This is a genomic window from Bacillus sp. sid0103 (assembly GCF_019219025.1).
The window spans coordinates 30,660-48,277 of record NZ_JAHUWN010000021.1; the positions used below are offsets into that span (position 1 = coordinate 30,660).

Annotated in this window: 17 protein-coding genes; 5 read left to right on the top strand and 12 right to left on the bottom strand. The window is 40.5% G+C overall.

Annotated elements, in window-relative coordinates:
• Positions 1 to 53: 53 nt before the first annotated feature.
• The 4 genes from KW850_RS21435 to KW850_RS21450 all read left to right on the top strand — a co-directional run bounded on the left by KW850_RS21435 (position 54) and on the right by KW850_RS21450 (position 3,447).
• A complete protein-coding gene (locus tag KW850_RS21435) occupies positions 54 to 1,217 on the top strand; it encodes a Gfo/Idh/MocA family protein (protein WP_218349802.1) in 1,164 nt (387 codons plus the stop codon).
• 200 nt (positions 1,218 to 1,417) lie between these two features.
• Positions 1,418 to 2,263, top strand: a complete 846-nt coding sequence (locus tag KW850_RS21440) for a nuclease-related domain-containing protein (RefSeq protein ID WP_308128834.1) — start codon at positions 1,418 to 1,420, stop codon at positions 2,261 to 2,263.
• A 510-nt stretch (positions 2,264 to 2,773) separates the two neighbouring features.
• A complete protein-coding gene (locus KW850_RS21445) occupies positions 2,774 to 3,100 on the top strand; it encodes an isopenicillin N synthase family oxygenase (RefSeq protein ID WP_218349804.1) in 327 nt (108 codons plus the stop codon).
• Complete coding sequence (locus KW850_RS21450) at positions 3,100 to 3,447, top strand: 2OG-Fe(II) oxygenase family protein (RefSeq protein ID WP_308128835.1); 348 nt, start codon at positions 3,100 to 3,102, stop codon at positions 3,445 to 3,447. The genes KW850_RS21445 and KW850_RS21450 overlap by 1 nt, the downstream gene beginning before the upstream one ends.
• Positions 3,448 to 3,672: 225 nt before the next feature.
• Here the strand turns inward: KW850_RS21450 and KW850_RS21455 are convergent, their stop codons facing one another.
• The 4 genes from KW850_RS21455 to KW850_RS21470 all read right to left on the bottom strand — a co-directional run bounded on the left by KW850_RS21455 (position 3,673) and on the right by KW850_RS21470 (position 8,257).
• On the bottom strand, positions 3,673 to 4,239 hold the full coding sequence (locus KW850_RS21455) for an LOG family protein (protein ID WP_218349805.1): 567 nt from the start codon (positions 4,237 to 4,239) through the stop codon (positions 3,673 to 3,675).
• Between the two features lie 147 nt (positions 4,240 to 4,386).
• The gene (locus tag KW850_RS21460) at positions 4,387 to 5,478 is read right to left on the bottom strand and encodes a GerAB/ArcD/ProY family transporter (RefSeq protein WP_218349806.1); all 1,092 of its coding nucleotides are present in this window, start codon (positions 5,476 to 5,478) and stop codon (positions 4,387 to 4,389) included.
• Positions 5,475 to 6,677, bottom strand: a complete 1,203-nt coding sequence (locus KW850_RS21465) for a Ger(x)C family spore germination protein (protein ID WP_218349807.1) — start codon at positions 6,675 to 6,677, stop codon at positions 5,475 to 5,477. Before KW850_RS21465 ends, KW850_RS21460 begins: the two co-directional genes overlap by 4 nt.
• The gene (locus KW850_RS21470) at positions 6,674 to 8,257 is read right to left on the bottom strand and encodes a spore germination protein (protein WP_218349808.1); all 1,584 of its coding nucleotides are present in this window, start codon (positions 8,255 to 8,257) and stop codon (positions 6,674 to 6,676) included. The genes KW850_RS21465 and KW850_RS21470 overlap by 4 nt, the downstream gene beginning before the upstream one ends.
• Before the next feature lie 199 nt (positions 8,258 to 8,456).
• On the opposite strand from KW850_RS21470, the gene KW850_RS21475 reads away from it, so the two are divergent.
• Positions 8,457 to 9,290 (top strand): RMD1 family protein, encoded by an 834-nt coding sequence (locus KW850_RS21475; RefSeq protein WP_218349809.1) that lies wholly within the window; start codon positions 8,457 to 8,459, stop codon positions 9,288 to 9,290.
• Between the two features lie 131 nt (positions 9,291 to 9,421).
• On the opposite strand, the gene bioB is transcribed toward KW850_RS21475, so the two are convergent.
• The 8 genes from bioB to KW850_RS21515 form a co-directional block, all read right to left on the bottom strand.
• On the bottom strand, positions 9,422 to 10,420 hold the full coding sequence (bioB, locus tag KW850_RS21480) for a biotin synthase BioB (RefSeq protein ID WP_218349810.1): 999 nt from the start codon (positions 10,418 to 10,420) through the stop codon (positions 9,422 to 9,424).
• Positions 10,421 to 10,680: 260 nt separating this feature from the next.
• Positions 10,681 to 11,991, bottom strand: a complete 1,311-nt coding sequence (locus KW850_RS21485) for an MFS transporter (RefSeq protein WP_218349811.1) — start codon at positions 11,989 to 11,991, stop codon at positions 10,681 to 10,683.
• A 21-nt stretch (positions 11,992 to 12,012) separates the two neighbouring features.
• Entirely contained in the window at positions 12,013 to 12,804 is a 792-nt protein-coding gene (locus KW850_RS21490; RefSeq protein ID WP_218349812.1) for a 2-keto-4-pentenoate hydratase, read from the bottom strand.
• A 119-nt stretch (positions 12,805 to 12,923) separates the two neighbouring features.
• The gene (locus tag KW850_RS21495) at positions 12,924 to 13,811 is read right to left on the bottom strand and encodes an alpha/beta fold hydrolase (RefSeq protein WP_218349813.1); all 888 of its coding nucleotides are present in this window, start codon (positions 13,809 to 13,811) and stop codon (positions 12,924 to 12,926) included.
• A gap of 29 nt (positions 13,812 to 13,840) precedes the next feature.
• Positions 13,841 to 14,824: a DODA-type extradiol aromatic ring-opening family dioxygenase gene (locus KW850_RS21500; protein WP_218349814.1), complete on the bottom strand. Its 984-nt coding sequence runs from the start codon at positions 14,822 to 14,824 to the stop codon at positions 13,841 to 13,843.
• A gap of 36 nt (positions 14,825 to 14,860) precedes the next feature.
• The gene (locus KW850_RS21505) at positions 14,861 to 15,691 is read right to left on the bottom strand and encodes an FAD synthetase family protein (RefSeq protein WP_218349815.1); all 831 of its coding nucleotides are present in this window, start codon (positions 15,689 to 15,691) and stop codon (positions 14,861 to 14,863) included.
• Positions 15,692 to 15,709: 18 nt separating this feature from the next.
• Positions 15,710 to 16,189 carry a flavin reductase family protein gene (locus KW850_RS21510; protein WP_218349816.1) on the bottom strand — a complete coding sequence of 160 codons (480 nt, stop codon included), beginning with the start codon at positions 16,187 to 16,189 and terminating at the stop codon, positions 15,710 to 15,712.
• A 63-nt stretch (positions 16,190 to 16,252) separates the two neighbouring features.
• Complete coding sequence (locus KW850_RS21515; protein ID WP_218349817.1) at positions 16,253 to 17,437, bottom strand: acyl-CoA dehydrogenase family protein; 1,185 nt, start codon at positions 17,435 to 17,437, stop codon at positions 16,253 to 16,255.
• Between the last annotated feature and the right edge of the window lie 181 nt (positions 17,438 to 17,618).

Here is a 17,618-nt window from a genome sequence, read left to right on the forward strand (position 1 = left end):
ACCTGTACCACAATACGGTTCATTTTATATTAAACTATAGATGAGGGATATATATGGGTTTAGTTAGAATTGGTGTGATTGGAATAGGAAATATGGGCACTTCACATGTTCAAATGCTGAACCAAGGACGAATCAACGGAGCAGAGTTAACGGCGGTTTGCAGTCGTAATGAAAGCCGCATTGAATGGGTCAAAAGCGAGACAAAGGGTAATGTGAAAATTTTCAAGGACGAGGAGAGCTTTTTTAATGACTCCGAGATCGATGCAGTCCTAATCGCCACACCGCATTATAGTCATCCAAAATTAGCGACAGAGGCCTTTGCAAAAGGGAAACATGTCCTGATCGAAAAACCAGCCGGTGTCTACACAAAAAATGTACTAGAAATGAATGCAGCAGCAAAAGCAAGCGGGAAAGTGTTCAGCATCATGTATAACCAAAGGGCAAATCCCCTCTACCAAAAGATTCGAGACCTTATTCAGTCAGGCCAACTGGGCACTATTAAACGAACGAATTGGATTATTACTGATATTTACCGGCCACAAAGCTATTACGATTCTAGTAAATGGAGAGCAACATGGGAAGGCGAAGGCGGCGGTGTCCTCTTAAATCAGGCACTTCATCATTTGGATATTTGGCAGTGGACAACAGGCTGCATGCCAAAGCGAATTCGGGCGGTGTCTAGTTTTGGAAAGTATCATGATATTGAAGTAGAAGATGATGTTACAGCATTTGTGGAATATGAAAATGGAGCGACAGGTGTGTTTATTGCTTCAACAGGAGAAGCACCAGGAACGAATCGCTTCGAGATTGTCGGGGACCGCGGGAAGCTTGTTGTTGAGAATGAGGAACTCATCTTTTTTCAATTGGCACAATCAGAACGTGAATTTAATTCGTCCTACACAGGCGGATTCGGGATGCCTGACTATCAAAAAAAAGAAATATCTGTAACTAGTAATAATGCAAACCATCCCCTCATAATTCAAAACTGGATTGATGCCATTCTTAAAGGATCGCCTCTATTATCACCAGGGGAAGATGGAGTCAAAGCCCTAGAAATTTCTAATGCCATCTATCTATCTTCCTGGTTAAACGAAACACTAGAATTGCCAATCAATCCCGAGTTATACTACGAAAAATTACAAGAAAGAATCAATACATCTACATTTAAGAAGAAACATGTTAGTAACTCGACATTGGATGTCAACGGGACGCATTAGGAAAGGAAGGCTTGGAGAAGCCTGCCTTTTTATTAAGCCCAAAATTCCTTGAAATGTAACAGAATATTCATATTCCTTGAATGGAACCTTGTTAATTTTTTATAAAATGAGAGTAGTGATAAGAAAGGATGTGGCTTATGTTACTTAAAGATCGAACAGAGTCGGAAGAATTATTAGTTTTGCGCTATTTGGACGCGCGAATGGAGTTAACTGAAAAGGAGAAGTATCGCCATTTAAACCTAGAGAAAGGCTTTGAAGGTGAATTACAATTTGACAAACTTGCAGAAAATCTCCAAGAGGAAAGGTATGTCGTCAATGACTTATTGCTTGAAGTAAACAACTCATATTTTCAAATTGACAAATTTATAATTTCACAGGGAGTTATTCACCTTTTGGATATAAAAAACTATGAAGGTGAATGTTATATAAAATCGGGCAACCTTTATACCGTGGCAAACCATCGTGAATATAAGAATCCTGTAGACCAGTTAAAAAGGGCTGCACTTCTTCTTCGCCAGCTGCTCCATAACCTCAAGCTAAATTACCTGGTTGAACCCTTCGTGATTTTTATCAACCCCGAATTCACCTTATATCAAGCCCCACTGGATGATCCCATAATTTTACCAACACAGGTTAATGGTTTTTTAAGAGATTTAAATAATACACCGTCGAAGCTAAATGATGGCCACAAGAAACTAGCCCAAATATTAATTTCATTGCATAAAACCAAAAACCCATTTACGGTCTTCCCTACATATACTTATGACCATCTGCATAAGGGAATTTATTGTAAAACTTGTAAGTCCTTTTTGCTATCTATTAAAAATTATGACTTTGTATGTAGAAAGTGCGGTAGACACGAAAAGATCGAAGACGCAGTTATACGAAATGTGAAGGAATTTGCACTCCTATTTCCAGATCGAAAAGTAACTACCAAATGCATCTATGAGTGGTGCAATGTCGATTTAAGTAAAAGGACATTTTGCAGGATTTTGAAGAAAAACTATACTGCATTTGGAAATACTTGTGATACTTATTATAAATAATTAATGGAATGAGTGTGCATTCGGACAGGTTTGCCCTTTTCGGGGCATGACTTGTCCGAAGACGCCCTGCATTCAGACAGGTTTGACCTTTTCGGGGCATGACTTGTCCGAATAAGGCATACATTCAGACAGGTTTGTGCTTTTTGCGACTTGACTTGTCCGAAGACGCCCTTCATTCAGACAGGTTTGTACCTTTTCGGGGCATGACTTGTCCGAAGACGCCCTTCATTCAGACAGGCTTGACTTTTTCGAGGCTTGACTTGTCCGAATAAGGCATGCATTCAGACAGGTTTGTGCTTATTGCGACTTGACTTGTCCGAAGACGCCCTTCATTCAGACAGGTTTGTACCTTTTCGGGGCATGACTTGTCCGAAGATGACCTGCATTCAGACAGGTTTGTACCTTTTCGGGGCATGACTTGTCCGAAGACGCCCTTCATTCAGACAGGCTTGACTTTTTCGAGGCTTGACTTGTCCGAATAAGGCATACATTCAGACAGGTTTGTGCTTTTTGCGACTTGACTTGTCCGAATACAGCCTGCATGTTGGACAAGAATTGCCAGTGGGACATCCTCTAACTAGTCAATACTCTGCGAATATTTGGCCAAAAGAGCTTCCTGAGCTAAAGCAATATGCCTTAAATTTTTATCGGGAATTAGAGCGAGTTGCCCGCAATATGTTAGAAGCACTTGCCATGCACTTTGATCTTCGCCCGAATTTCTTTTCCGATATGATTCATGAAGGGAATAGTATCCTGCGTACTATTCATTATCCGCCATTACATGAATCAATGGATCCACTGCAATCCGTGCTGCAGAGCATGAGGACATTAATTTAATTACCTTATTAGTAGAATCAACTGCATCTGGACTAGAATTATTAACTCGTGAAGGAGAATGGATGCCAGTTAAGGCGAAGCCAGGACAAATTATTGTAGATGCCGGGGATATGTTATCCCGCATTACAAATGAAGTCATTCCGGCAACAACGCATCGTGTTGTAAATCCTGCAGGCGAAAATACAGCTCGTTATTCCATGCCGTTCTTTGTGCACCCATACAGCACCTGTTTACTAGAAACCATTCCTTCTTGTATCACTGAGGATAACCCAGAAAGATATCCAGCCATTACCGCTGGTGACTTCCTATATCAAAGATTAGTTGAGATCGGCTTAATTAAGAAATAAGAAGCCATTGTTCCAGATCAAGTATTTTTCTTACTTCGTTTACTAACCTAACTGAACAAATACAAAAAGGATGCTCTTGTAGCATCCTTTCATTTTTAAATGTACTTATGATACGGTTCACCCCGATTAAATCCAAATGCCTCTTTATCTCTACAAATCTAAAACCCAAAAAAATCAACAATATTCCACACGTGTTTATTCAATCTTTATCACTTTTCCATTCCCCTAATCGTATGTCTTAATCGTAGGAGGTTTATAATCTAAAAACATATCGAGTAATGCGTCTGCTTTTTCTTCAATGATTGCCATAGTGCGGAATTTTTCTTGTAAGAATTTTTGGTCGATCATATGGTCAAAAAGGCTGAGCAATGGGTCATAATAATGATCAATATTAAGTAGGCCGCATGGCTTTTGATGCAACCCAATCTGCCCCCATGTGAACATTTCAAAAAACTCTTCCAGCGTTCCGGTTCCGCCAGGCAGAACAACAAATCCATCAGATAAATCAGCCATTTTTGCTTTTCTCTCGTGCATGGTTTCCACTTTAATTAACTCTGTTAATCCTTTATGCGATATTTCACGTTCTTCCAACACTCTAGGTATGACACCTATTGCGTGTCCGCCTTCGCTTAAGACCGTATCTGCAACTGCACCCATTAAGCCGATACTCGAACCGCCGTATACTAAGGTGATGTTTCGTTTTGCTAGCTCTCTCCCTAATAGAATGGCTCCTCTTTTATAAGCCTCTGAAGCGCCGAAACTGGATCCGCAAAAAACAGCTAATCGTTTCATAAACTTGCCTCCCTCCTTTTCTATTTATTATAAATATATATGATTCGTATTTGGACTAGAATAACAGATATTATTGTGAAAGCGCCGGACTTCTAATAGAAGAGCCTTACATTTAAGATTGGATATGGAAGCAATCAGTCAGCCATATTACAAATGTGTTTGAAATTTTTTTCGTATACTTCCTACAAACCATAGTAAAAGGGGGATTCCTACCATATTGACCGGAAGGGCAAAATTGATCCAATACTTATTCAAATAGATGAGGCTATACGTAGGGTTAGGAAAGATGACCGATATCCCAAAAAAGATGGGCACGGTAACCCAGAGCATTTTCCGCCAGTTTTTGATATGGAGCAATTGTGCCGTTCCATAATTGGCTAAAAAGAAGTAAAGCGATAATTTAATAAAAATACTAAGGATCCAGACTAGAACAGCCAGGATTTCTAAGTTTTGAATAAAATCCATTACCGTAACATAACTGACTGTATCAAATGCAGGGTGACGTAGCTTTGATGCAATTTCTGGTCCCAATATCAGTAATACTCCAATAGCTACTGAACTAACAAGCAATGAAGCTACAGCAATTCCCCAAACCGCGCTTTTTGGGCCCTTTTGGGGATGGTCCATAAACGAGAGGAGCATTAACATCATGACAGACTCCCCAAGAAAAGAGAGCGGAGTTAAGGTACCTTTCATAATTGGCAGGAATCCCGTATCTGTAAAGATAGGCAGAAAATTGTTATAATTAAAAATGGATACGGATAAAATCAACATAATGAGAACGGATAGGAGTACGATGGGACCAAACACTTCACTGCACCGTCCAATCCCTTCAATTCCTCCACTGTAAGTTATATAGATTAGTATCAAAAGCATGGTTAACACTAATATCCATATTGGTGTAGTTGGAAGAAGTACAATAATGGTAAATTCTGTAAATTCTCTCAAGATTTCACCGATTACAGAAAACCACTGAATAAGATAAACAATTACAATAAGCATTCCGAACCACTTGCCAAAAATAAGCTTACTATATTCAACAAGTGTTTTGCCTGGATATAGAAGGGCAGCCCTTGAGGACACGTATACAATCATAATACCTAAAATTCCGGCCAGGCAATAGCATATCCAAGCATCTTGCTTAGCAACCTGAAAAGTTGGGGAAATGGTAATCAGAATCATATTTCCCGTTTCGAAAGTGAACATCAGCCAAAAAATTTGCAGTGCTGAGAGTTTCATTTTTTGACCCCACTTTCTTTATACAACAATGAGGGCCCATTCATTCCAATATCCGTAATCTTTACGTCGGCTTTTACTGTAATCTCTGCCTCTGAAAATTTCTTATCCCAATCATTTTTCAAAGATTTCCATTTTTTTGGATTCTTTCGATGGATCACTTCGCCAAATCCAAAGATATCCAAGCCGTACTCATTTTGTACTTTTTTTATCGTTTGTTGAACTTGTTTCTGGGCATAAGTTTCGAATTCCTTTTCGCGCTGTTTAAGATTATTGTGGTACTGAACGTCCAAATTTGAATTACTTTCCCTTAAGGACCCCTCTCCCTTCAAAGTGACTATGAACTTAATCTGATTATGATGACTTATGTGCGGTTTAATTTTACTACTAATTCGGTTTAATTGGAGACTAGCATTACTATCCTTTTTTGCAATACTGATCGTAAATTTTTTCAGAATTCCCATTACCCAAAGCATATGTTTGTTTTCTTCCATATTCAAAAGTCCCCGCATTTTTAGGTTTTGATCAAAAATTGCAACTCCTGCAACCCGTAGTAGAGGTGGATTAGCTGATCCCACTTTCCCTGCTTTTTTTCCATTCTGAGAACTGCTGAACTCAAGAACAGGCAGTGTGGGGCGTAGACCGTCACTGTTAGCTGCCGACATGAAATTTAAGTAAGTCGTGTTCCCTCTTCCTCCCGATTCTTCATGTATACTTAAAGCCGCAGTAGCAGGTGGCTTTTCTAAGGGATTGGTTAGAGAAAGTGCTTCTTTAGCGGTAGCCCCCTTGATGACAAATATATCCGTTCGCAAACTAACTTCGGGACTCCTTTGATTTGCATCCATCATTTTCTTAAGTCCGCGACGGGCAAATTGTTCACCGAGAATAATTACACGCCGCTGACCAGTAAACAACTCCCTTGGAAGTTTTAACTGTATGTTATCCAAACAGTCCATTGGATTTTTTCCACTCGCAGAAATCGTAAAAAAACCCTTTTCTGTCGCTCCTCCAGATCCGCCTTGGGTTTGCATATTAGAAGGAATGACAATTTGACCGCTTATTTCTACTCCGTTATTTTTTGCACTATCATAGCCTGAAGCCAGCCATATCGCCCGTTCATTTAATTCTTTGCTATCCCAGCATCCTGAAATGAAAAAGAAAGAAAAACAAAATACTAAATGAAGAATGTTCTTTTTCTTCAATCATCTCTTCCCCCTTTTTTCGGACTCGGCTTTTGTCCAGGAGGAATCCGTGGTTTATTACTGCCAAAAGTAAAAATTGGACCAAACTGCATGGCCCATCGAGGCGACCTGAATAAAGTGCTCTTTAAATCCCGGGGAATCTGTGGGGCCACAGGAGTAAAATATGGAACCCCAAAAGAGCGGAGATTGACAAGATGAATGGTCAGCATTATAAAGCCCAGTGTGGTACCGTATAAACCAAAGATTCCAGATAAAATCAGCATGGCAAATCGAACGAGCCTAAGCGCAGTTCCAAGATTGTAACGTGGAATTGAAAACGAGGCAATTCCGGTTGTAGCTACGACAATGACCATGGGGGCAGACACGATACCTGCTTGTACAGCTGCCTGTCCGACGACAAGAGCTCCAACAATACTGACCGCTGAACCGACCGCTCTTGGCAGTCGAATCCCAGCCTCCCGTAACCCTTCAAACACAAATTCCATAATCAAGGCTTCAATGATGGCTGGGAACGGGACACCCTCTCGAGCTGACGCTATACTAATAAGGAGTTTAGTGGGTATTAGTTTTGGATGATAGGTTGAAAGCGCGACATATAAAGATGGTAAAAAGAGAGTCATAATAAACAAAACATAACGAACAAACCGGATGAAATTGGTATAGAAAAAACGTTCATAGTAATCCTCAACCGACTGAAGTCCATCCCAAAATGTCATTGGAGCAATGAGGACAAACGGAGTATTATCGACGAGAATCGCGACTTTTCCTTCCAGTAAGTTGGCCACAACAATATCAGGCCTTTCCGTATTTTGAATTTGCGGGAATGGCGAAAATGGCATGTCCTCAATAAATTCCTCTATATACTCAGATTCTAGTATCGCGTCAATTTTAATACGGCCCAACCTTTTACGTACCTCTTCCAATAGTGAATCCTGAGCAATTCCCTCAATATAAGCAATAACAACATCGGTTTGAGAAAGATCGCCAATCGAGAGAGGCTCCAATTTCAGTCTTGTGCTGCGGATTCTTCTGCGGAGAAGGGTGGTATTTGTCCGGATTAATTCTGTAAATCCATCTCTTGGGCCTCTAATGGTGATTTCTGTTGCCGGTTCTTCCACATTCCGCATTTCAAATTCTGTTAAACTGACAAGTAATGCTTCTGATTCACCTTCTAATAATATTCCGACATTCGCCTTCAAGACCCCATTAACCAGTTCGTTAATCTGTGAAACAGTTTTAACAGGAGTGGCAGATAAAAGCTGTTTCTCCATGATTTGTACAATCGATCGAATTTCACCTATATCGTTGGGAAGCCCCTCAAATACCATCGGTTTGAACAGCATATTCTCCAGAGTTTTTGTGTCAGTTAACCCCTCTATATAAATAAGAAGAATTTTAGGTTTGCCAGTTATATAGATAGGACGAATGATAAAGTCAGCGCAATTTTGAAACATATCTTTTAAAATTTGCTCGTTTTCCGAAAGATCCGAACTGAACGGTTCGATCGTTTCTTCTCCAGGAGACAGTGAAATAATTTTCTTCCATTCGTCTAACTTTTTTCGTTTGCGGAACCGAACCATTATTGGGCACCCCTTTAATTCACTATGTATATTTTTCCAACTAAAGAGGTTTATATGCACTTCTGCTGAGGATAAGATGCAATATTTTACAATTATAAAAAAGTGGCTAGTCCTTAATTCACTCTAGACTGTGGATGCATGTTTTTGCTAAGAATAGAATAAAATCGAAAAAGGACAATTCCCTGGAAAGGTGATCAAAGTGAAAGAAATTACCTTTAAAGCATTTGCTGTCACCCATGAAATTGACTTGAATAAAATTGCCATCCATTGCGGGATTCCAAAAAAATTCACCTGGGAACAGCCTTTAATCCTGAGAGGCGCTATTCTAGAATCAATCCTCCATAACTATGTAGACGATTCGCAAATGGTACTAGTCTTTTCCTTTGGCAGCATCGTCTTCATTAATCACTCCTGCGAAGATGAGATTAACAGTTTATTGCACTACATCCATTCCTTTGAACCGGACTTTGAGATTGAACATGCGGACAGATATAGCGACGACTACTGCCTTCATATCACTGAAACCGAGAACCTTGAATTGACCGATGAATATGTGGTTGTGCCTGAGTATGAGGAGTTTTACCCTGAATTGATTTCTACGGTCATAGCTAAATCGGTCGCGCTTGAGAAAACGGAGGAACAACTTGGGAAGATCCACGACAAACTTGAAACCATGATTGACAGGCTTGAGAAAGGCAAACTGCGGATTGGCAACAAGGAGCTTGCCCGGACCACCGCGAAAATCGTCCGTCATGAGTATAATACCCTTGCTTATATCATGATTTTGGATAAGCCTGATATTACCTGGACGAGTAGCACAGCCAGCGAGTTTTACGACAGGATGGTGGTGTTTTTCGAGTTGAATGATCGTTATAAAATTTTGAAAAGCAAAACGGATATTTTGTATAACATCATGGATGGTTTTTCTACTATCAGCCATTCAATCCGGGGACTTTTCGTGGAATGGATTATCGTAACACTTATCGTGGTTGAGATCGTCCTGACAGTTTTGGAAATTGGCGGTTGGTTGTAAATAAGGCTAGGTTGCCACGAGTCATCTAGGAATACTTAAAGAAATGCGAAAAATGCCATAAATAACAAAAGAAACCCAGCGGATTCATGCTGGGTGTCTTTTGCTGTGATTTGATATTAGAATCAACTCGTCTACTTTAAGCTTGCTTTCATCTCTTCTACGGATTCAACCTCAAATCCTAAATCAAGTAACATTTTGTGATCTTCCGTTTCATCTTGTCCAGTAGTGGTTAAGTAATCACCGACAAAGATAGAATTGGCTGCATACAGACCTAATGCTTGCAGTGAGCGGAGGTTGACTTCTCGGCCTCCGGAAATTCGAATTTCCTTTTTTGGATTGATAAACCGAAATAACGCCAATACCTTTAAACAATAAAGTGGGTTTAATTCTTTTACGCCTTCTAGTGGTGTACCATCTATCGCATGTAAGAAATTAACCGGAATTGAATCCGCATCAAGAGCTTTTAAGCTGTTAGCCATATCGACTACATCTTGCTTTGTCTCCTTCATCCCTACAATGACACCTGAACATGGAGACATTCCGTATTCTTTTACCGTTTCCACCGTATTGACTCGATCTTCGTATGTATGTGAAGTTGTGATGTTAGCATGATTGCTTGCAGATGTATTGAGATTATGATTGTAACGATCTACCCCGGCTTCTTTTAATCGCTTTGCTTGCTCAGGTTTTAACAGCCCTAGACAGGCACAAACTTTCAATCCATATGTTTCTTTTATTTCTTTTACTGCGTCCACAACGTGATCTACATCTTTATTAGATGGCCCTCTACCACTAGCAACAATACAGTACGTCCCTATATTTAAATCATATGCACGCTTTGCTCCTTCAAGTATCGTATCCTTATCCACCATTCTGTAAGAATTAATCGGTGCTGTCGAAATCGAAGATTGAGAGCAATAGCCACAATTTTCCGGACAGAGTCCAGATTTCGTATTCATGATCATATTAAGCTTTACTTTTTTCCCATAATAGCGTTTTCTAATTTGAAAAGCAGCATGCATGAGTAGCAGTACGTCATCATCAGGACATTCTAAAATTGAAAGGGCCTCCTGATTGGTTACTTCCACCCCATCTAACACACGATCTGCAAGTTCCATCCATTTATTCATCTTTATCCCTCCATTTTATTTCTTTTTCTGATAGGTTCTTCACTAATTGTAAACTTAAATAAATTTTTAGTTAACAATTAAATAATAGATTCATATAATTATTCTGTCAATAACATTTGGGAATATATTGTAATCAATATAAAACACAAAGAAACACACGGCATATTATCTAAAATGCCGTGTGTTTTCGTATAAGTTAACATTTGCAACCGCTAAAGTGACCCTGTTTAGATGTCTCCGCTTTTACTGCAAATCCACCATTAGCTCTGCACCTGATTAACAGTTAATACGTTAGCTAAATTTTCCGACTTCTTAGGACGGACGCCAGCCCATACTAGTCCGCCAAAAACAAGAAGGACCAATCCGCAAACCTGGAATGAATGGTGGAAGCCTGTTGCTGGACTGGATGAATGTTGAACAAGGTAGCCTGTCACATATGGTCCAACTATTCCGCCCAAGGAGGTTAACGCCATAAACCAGCCTTGAATTTTCCCTTGATGCTTTTTCGCTACTAACTCTACTAATATTGCAGGCCCAAGTACTAATGTAATACAACCAAATGTTAAACCGAGTGATAAGAAAACAATGGCCAAGATGTTGGAAGTGACCATTGTGCCAAGAACATAGCACGCCGCTCCTGCCAGCAAAACAGGTCCTAGAACAAACACTCGTCCTATTACCACACTCTTTGTTTTATAAAAAAGACGGTCAGATAAAGTGGAAAAGACGATTTGTGAAACGGTAATTAGAATCCAAGGTAATGCAACTACAATCTGTAATTGTTCAGCACTTAATTTACGAACATTCTCGAGATAATTTGGCAGCCAGTTTAGTCCAATGGTAAAGGACCAATAGGTTGCAAAACCGCATAAAGCAATGAGGATGAAATTTTTAGAAAATAGAATAGAAGTGAACTTTGATTCCTCTTGTGAGACCGCTTGTTCCAGCCCGCCTTTTTCTCCTGAAACTTCCACTTCAAAATTCTTTTTCTCTTTCACAAGCGATAACCAGGCAATAACCCAAATGACGCCTACAATCCTCGTTGCAATGAACGCAGCACGCCAACCCTCTGTTAAGATGATATGCATTAAAATTGGTGCTGAAATCGCAACCCCAAGAGGACCACCGACAGATACGAGTGTTAAACCAATTCCAAGTCTCTCTTTTGGAAGATACTTGGATGCTGCGGTCATGGCTAATGAATAGGAAGGTCCTTCCCCCGCACCTAAAATGATTCTAGTAATTAACAAGTAAGTAAAACTAGATACAAACACGGTGGAAAACTGAATAAGAGCCCAAATGACTGCCATTCCGGCAATCACCTTTTTTGTCCCGACTTTGTCTGCTAGTGCCCCGACAAGAACAGCAGAAATCGAATATAATAAGAAGAAAACACTCCCTACCACACCCCACTGTTCCGCACTTAATCCCAGTTCTTTCATGATTGGGACCGATGCAAACCCGATAATTGCTTTATCCGCATTACTAATGACCGTTAATAAGAATAATAGTGCGATTACCGTCCATGTCATTTTTGACATGCCGGTACCTTTTGTTTTCTTGTGACCCATATAGGACCTCCCCGATTTTATTTATTCAAAACTCACTTCTACTTTCCCTATCCTTGTAAAACCAGCTGTGAATCGATCACCTTTTTGGGCAACAATGGCAGCTGAAAGTGCCCCTGATAAAATGACTTCTCCTGCTTTCAGGGCAACATTATACTCTGATAATTTATTGGCCAGCCAGGCCACACATGTTGCAGGATGACCTAATACATCAGCACCATATCCTGTATTCATTAATTCACCATTTCGAAAAAGGTTCATTTCGACTTGGGTTAAATCGTTATCGGCAACGGAAATCCGTTCATTCCCAAGTACATAAAGACCGCATGAAGCATTATCTGCAATCGTGTCTTGTAATTTAATCCGCCAATCAACAATTCGGCTGTCGACAATTTCTAAAGCAGGAACCAGATAATCTGTTGCCTCTAATACATCCTCCAGTGTCACATTTGGACCATTTAGGTCTTTACGGAGGACAAAGGCAAGTTCCGCTTCTACCTTTGGCTGAAAAAGCTGGTCCAATTGAATGATGCCATTATTCGGTACTTCCATATGTTCCAATAAATGACCGTAATCCGGCTGATCAACCCCCAACAACTTCTGCATGGCGTGAGAGGTTAATCCAATTTTCTTGCCGACAATGCGATGACCGGCTTGTAGTTTTTGGTCAATCGCTTTGATTTGTACATGATAGGCCTCATCAATGGTTAGATCCGGATACAAATCCGTAAGTGGAGAGACCATTTTCTGTTCTCTTTCTGCTTGAATCAAATGCTCATAAGCCTCATTGACGCGTGGAATTACTTGGTTACGCATTGAAAAAACCTCTTTTCTTTAAAAATCTACGAAAAAAAGCACTATTCAAAGATTCAGCGTTTTAAACTATCAGCTTTTGAATCAATTAAATAGTGCTTTTTTCGTCTTCCACCGACGTCTTACTTATTCGTTACGAGTTTGGCATCCTCGAGATTTTCCCTACTATTTTTTAGAAGGAAATCCGTTAATACATGGTTAAACTCTTCTGGTTTTTCCCATTGTGGCCAATGCCCGGCATCTTTTATGACCACTAATTCACTATTGGGGATCATATCTTGAATCGGTTTCGCCTCCTCCACTGATGAAGTTGGATCATGGTCCGTCCAAGCCAGCAAAGTTGGCACGTTAATTTTGCCGCACCATGATGAATCCCAACTGTATAACTTTCTTACATCAATATCTTGAAGGCAAACAATATGATGAACGGCTTCTTGATAGGATGGCTGCGTGTATATTTTATAGCGTGATTCGATTAATTCTTCAGTCACTTGGCTTTTATCAAACATTAACCACTCAAGTCGAGTTTTCACATTTTCATAGTTTGCCTCAAGAACGGCTTTTAACGTCGAATCCTTCAGCTTTTTCATGACCTCAGGCTTGTTGTTTACATTTCCAGGCGTGTTTAGTACCATTGCTTTCACATACTGTGGATGTTCCGCTGCAAACCAAGCCGCCACCCATCCTCCTAACGATTCACCTGAAAGATATACGTTTGATAGATGCAACGCCTGAATAACGCCTAATAAATGCTCGCTATAATAGTCAATTCCGTATGGGCGATCAGGTTTTGCTGTATAGCCGTGTCCAACCATATCGATACAAATGACGCGAAAATGCTTACTTAGCCCTTTCATATTCCTGGCATAGGCTTCAATATGGCCGCCAGTCCCATGAAGCAAAATGAGCGGTTCCCCCGTTCCAGCTTCCAGCACTCTTGTTTTGATTCCGTTCGCATCGACATAATAAAGTTTGAATTCTATATCGGATAATTCTGTCCAGATTGTCATTTCAATCACTCGCTCCCTTTTTTTAATTGTTATTTACTGACTTCGTATTCAGACACGTTTTTACGTTTAGTTTGGTAGACGGGCGAATTGAACTGAACAATCGCCATTCCTGTCACCCATTCTGGTATCGGCTCGTAGCACGCCACTTCTGGATCAAAGTGTTGAAGTATCCCTAACAAGACAAGCCAGTTATGAATTTCTTGGCCGCCATTCCCTAAGTTTTCCTCAATAAATTCAGCACTCCAGTTTCTTAATGCTGCATAATCCTTTTCGGAAACCAGCCGTAAAAATTCTCGGTCGACTTGCTCATTCACTGGACCTGTTTTAATCCGAGTGACCCGCGTTTCTCGTGTTTGTAAATATTCATCAAGCTGTTCGATTTCCTGGCGGCCATTTTTTAACACTTTAATCAACGTTTGATCTTCTGGTTTTTCACTGTCAATTTTCGGAATAGGCACCCAATGCGATAAACCGCCAGAAGCGACAATCGCTACCTTTTTTTCACTATCCCATGATTCAATGGCCGAACGGATTACTTCCCCAAGTTGGAAACAGCGATCCATGGTTGGCAGTGGTGGTGCACTGGTATTCACAGCAATAGGAACAACCGGAATTTGCAGATCTGGATTTAAAAAATAGATTCCTTGCGTATGACCATGGTCCACCTTCATTTTCAATGTGAAAGTAAAGTCAATATTTTTTTCTATACTCGTCTGGAGAATATGTTTTGCCAATTCTTGTTGGACAGGAATTTTGTATTTTGGCAGCTGCCAGTCCCCCCACCCTTCACACTCGCCTAATCCAATCGTGAATGAAGGCATATGATCATAGAAGTAACTATTAAAATGATCATCGGATATCAACACGATTACATCGGCTCCAACTTCTTCTAACCATTTTTTCATTTCTGCTGCAGTTTGAAGAAAGCGCTGCCCTTTTTCTCCAGCACCTGCTTCATTTGTCATGATCATTGGACTGTGTGACATTGCCACACCTGCAATAATGTCAGCCATTTCTCCCACTTCCTTTTTAAAAAATTAATTACTAACCTATGAGATGAGTTGGTTCTTTGCTAAATCTTCTTCCCGAATCCGATGGTGCCAAACAATCGACAGTTCACCCTTCATGAGTGAGGGAACCTCTGTCATACAACTAAGCGATAAACCATCTGTCTTTGCTACGACCATCACTTCCGCCTTCATAAATACGGCTTCTTTTTTCAGAGTAACGGCATAGCGCCCTGGGGCGGGGAGAGTAAAATAAGGACGGGGATTTAGTACATATCCATCCCAATCACATTTCACTTCATAGGAGCGCCCTAAAACCTCAGGCAGGTCCTCAACATTCCCTGTTAGCAATCGTTCTCGGATACAAGTTGAACTGATTTTCTCCCCGCAGTACTCCACTTTCGCTACTTTCGTCACCTCAATCAGACCACCCGAATCCTCTTGGAGCCGGTCCATATGCCCTGCCCCGCGACAGCCATAGGAAAAATCAAACCCTGCAACAGCATGGATGACGCCGAGCTTTAACAAATACTGGGCAATAAATTGTTCCGGTGTTAAGGCAGCAAAGGGTTGATCAAATTCCACAATATAAAAGGTATCGACACCTAGCTCCCGAAGCCGCGCCTCTTTTTCAGAAAGTGGCATTAAATAGTGAACTTGTTTTTTACCGTTTGATATCACTGTTTTCGGATGAGGAAAGAAACTCATGACTGCTAAAGGGACCTGCTGCGCCTTTGCCTTTTGTAAAGCTGTTTTAATCACCGTACAATGTCCATGATGGAGCCCGTCAAAACATCCAAGTGCCATGACATTTGGCCTCGCCTCTTTCTGCCAAGCATCCAAATTTTCCTGGTTCAAATAAATGGTTTTCATACGTCTCCTTTCATGCACCTATATTGAGACAGGTTGTACTTCTACTAAAGAGCGATAACGGCCGCTGTAAAAGATCAGTGGTTCCACATTTTCAAGGTGAATATCGGTTACTTTTCCAATAAACAGGGTATGGTCCCCTTCGACATGCTCTGCCGACACCTCACAAGAAATTTGAGCAACTGCACCAGGGATAACTGGTTTTCCATCTAACCGCTCGAACATAACTTCCCGATGTTCCTTTACCTGGCCGGCAAATATCATCGACAACTCCTGTTGATCTGCAGCCAAGATATTGACAGAGAATATTTTGCTTTCTTTAATTTTGTTTAGAATTTTAGCTTTTTCTCCAATAGAAATAACCACAAGCTTTGGATCAAGTGACACGGACATGAAAGCATTCGCTGTCATCCAATGTACATCTCCTTCTAAATCTGTCGCAATAACTGTTACACCTGTTGTAAATTTCCCCATTGCTTGCCGGAATTGACGATCATCCATATTTATTATCCTCCTGTTTTTGCAACTAGTTTTTATTTCAAGATGTTATGTTAGAAATAGACTTTATCCTCTTACTCCTGATTGAAAACCAAATAATTCTTTTCCGTAGGCAGCAACTGAATCCTCATACAAGGATGTTTTATGCGTTGCCACAGAGATAATGTCTCTAAGGAACAATTCCATTGGACCGCCTTTATAAAGCGCTCCACCTCCAAGCGTTAATAGGGCTCGGACTGCGATATCTACACAAATCTTGATGGCCTTTGTCCGAATTGCGAAAAATTCTGCCGGTGACGTGACCATCCCATCTTTTTCATAGTTTTCTAATAGATCAATATATTTTTCCATCAAGCTTTCAGCTGCATGAAATTCAGTGGTCATTTCAGCTAGTACTCGTTGGCTTCTTGGGGACTCACTTTCACGTACACCATCCATCAAGCGGACACGTTTTTCGGTGAGTGTTTTAAATTCTTGCAAAATACGTTCTGCACCTCCAAGCGCCATGTAGGCAAAGCCAAGATAGAAAGCGGGATAAAACGGAATTTTATAAAAAGGATAACCCTGATCGTAATCTTCTTCAGGCGGCCTTCTCGTGGCTTCCGCTTGATCTAATCGGAGGATTCTTTCCATTGGGACATACACGTTATCCGCGATAATCTGGTTGCTGCCTGAGCCTCTCAGTCCAAATGTATCCCAATTGTTGATAATCTCAATCTCTGATGTCCGCAGCATTGGCAGGCAATACTCCGGTTTATCACTGTCAGGGAATTGAATCATCACACCAGCCCCAACCCAATCACTATATAAAACACCGCTTACAAAGTTCCACTTCCCGTTAATGCGATAACCATCGCCATCTCTCTCCGCTTTTCCTAATGCCGCAAAGATATCACAGATTAACCCACCTTGATTGACGATTTCATCACTACCTTTTTGCGGAAGAAAGGCAGGCAGCATATTATGGAGTGGGTATAAGTAGGCAAGCCAGGCAGCTGAAAGATTATAATTAGCCACCTTACGAACAATTTTCGCAAACGTTTTTAAATCTGCTTGTGGTCCACCATACTTTTTTGGAAGCATTAATCTAGTAATTTGTGTTTCTTTCATGAGGTTGATAACATTTTCAGAAATGGTTGCATTTTTCTCTGTTTCCTGTGCTTCTTGTTCTGCTAATTTACCGACTCTTTCTGCTCCAGATAATAATTCTTCAATGGTTGAACTTTTTTCCTGTAACGCTGAATTTCCCATGATTGCACCTCTCTCAAATTTGTTTTGTTGGTTTCTCATCTTCCACCAATCACTACAGGCAGTGGGGAAGGTCTCATAAGACTGTTTTGTTACCGTTTACATTTATAACTTTTACCGCTTGCTTATATTGTTTAAGAACGTCTATCTATAGTGTAGATAGTTTTAAATTTTCAGACTAGAA

Excerpts from the sequence above, each read along its gene's own strand:
- KW850_RS21435 (WP_218349802.1), top strand. The coding sequence starts at position 54 with ATGGGTTTAGTTAGAATTGGTGTGATTGGAATAGGAAATATGGGCACT.
- KW850_RS21440 (WP_308128834.1), top strand. The coding sequence starts at position 1,418 with ATGGAGTTAACTGAAAAGGAGAAGTATCGCCATTTAAACCTAGAGAAA.
- KW850_RS21455 (WP_218349805.1), bottom strand. The coding sequence starts at position 4,239 with ATGAAACGATTAGCTGTTTTTTGCGGATCCAGTTTCGGCGCTTCAGAG.
- KW850_RS21460 (WP_218349806.1), bottom strand. The coding sequence starts at position 5,478 with ATGAAACTCTCAGCACTGCAAATTTTTTGGCTGATGTTCACTTTCGAA.
- KW850_RS21470 (WP_218349808.1), bottom strand. The coding sequence starts at position 8,257 with ATGGTTCGGTTCCGCAAACGAAAAAAGTTAGACGAATGGAAGAAAATT.
- bioB (WP_218349810.1), bottom strand. The coding sequence starts at position 10,420 with ATGAATAAATGGATGGAACTTGCAGATCGTGTGTTAGATGGGGTGGAA.
- KW850_RS21485 (WP_218349811.1), bottom strand. The coding sequence starts at position 11,991 with ATGGGTCACAAGAAAACAAAAGGTACCGGCATGTCAAAAATGACATGG.
- KW850_RS21490 (WP_218349812.1), bottom strand. The coding sequence starts at position 12,804 with ATGCGTAACCAAGTAATTCCACGCGTCAATGAGGCTTATGAGCATTTG.
- KW850_RS21495 (WP_218349813.1), bottom strand. The coding sequence starts at position 13,811 with ATGACAATCTGGACAGAATTATCCGATATAGAATTCAAACTTTATTAT.
- KW850_RS21500 (WP_218349814.1), bottom strand. The coding sequence starts at position 14,824 with ATGGCTGACATTATTGCAGGTGTGGCAATGTCACACAGTCCAATGATC.
- KW850_RS21505 (WP_218349815.1), bottom strand. The coding sequence starts at position 15,691 with ATGAAAACCATTTATTTGAACCAGGAAAATTTGGATGCTTGGCAGAAA.
- KW850_RS21510 (WP_218349816.1), bottom strand. The coding sequence starts at position 16,189 with ATGGATGATCGTCAATTCCGGCAAGCAATGGGGAAATTTACAACAGGT.
- KW850_RS21515 (WP_218349817.1), bottom strand. The coding sequence starts at position 17,437 with ATGGGAAATTCAGCGTTACAGGAAAAAAGTTCAACCATTGAAGAATTA.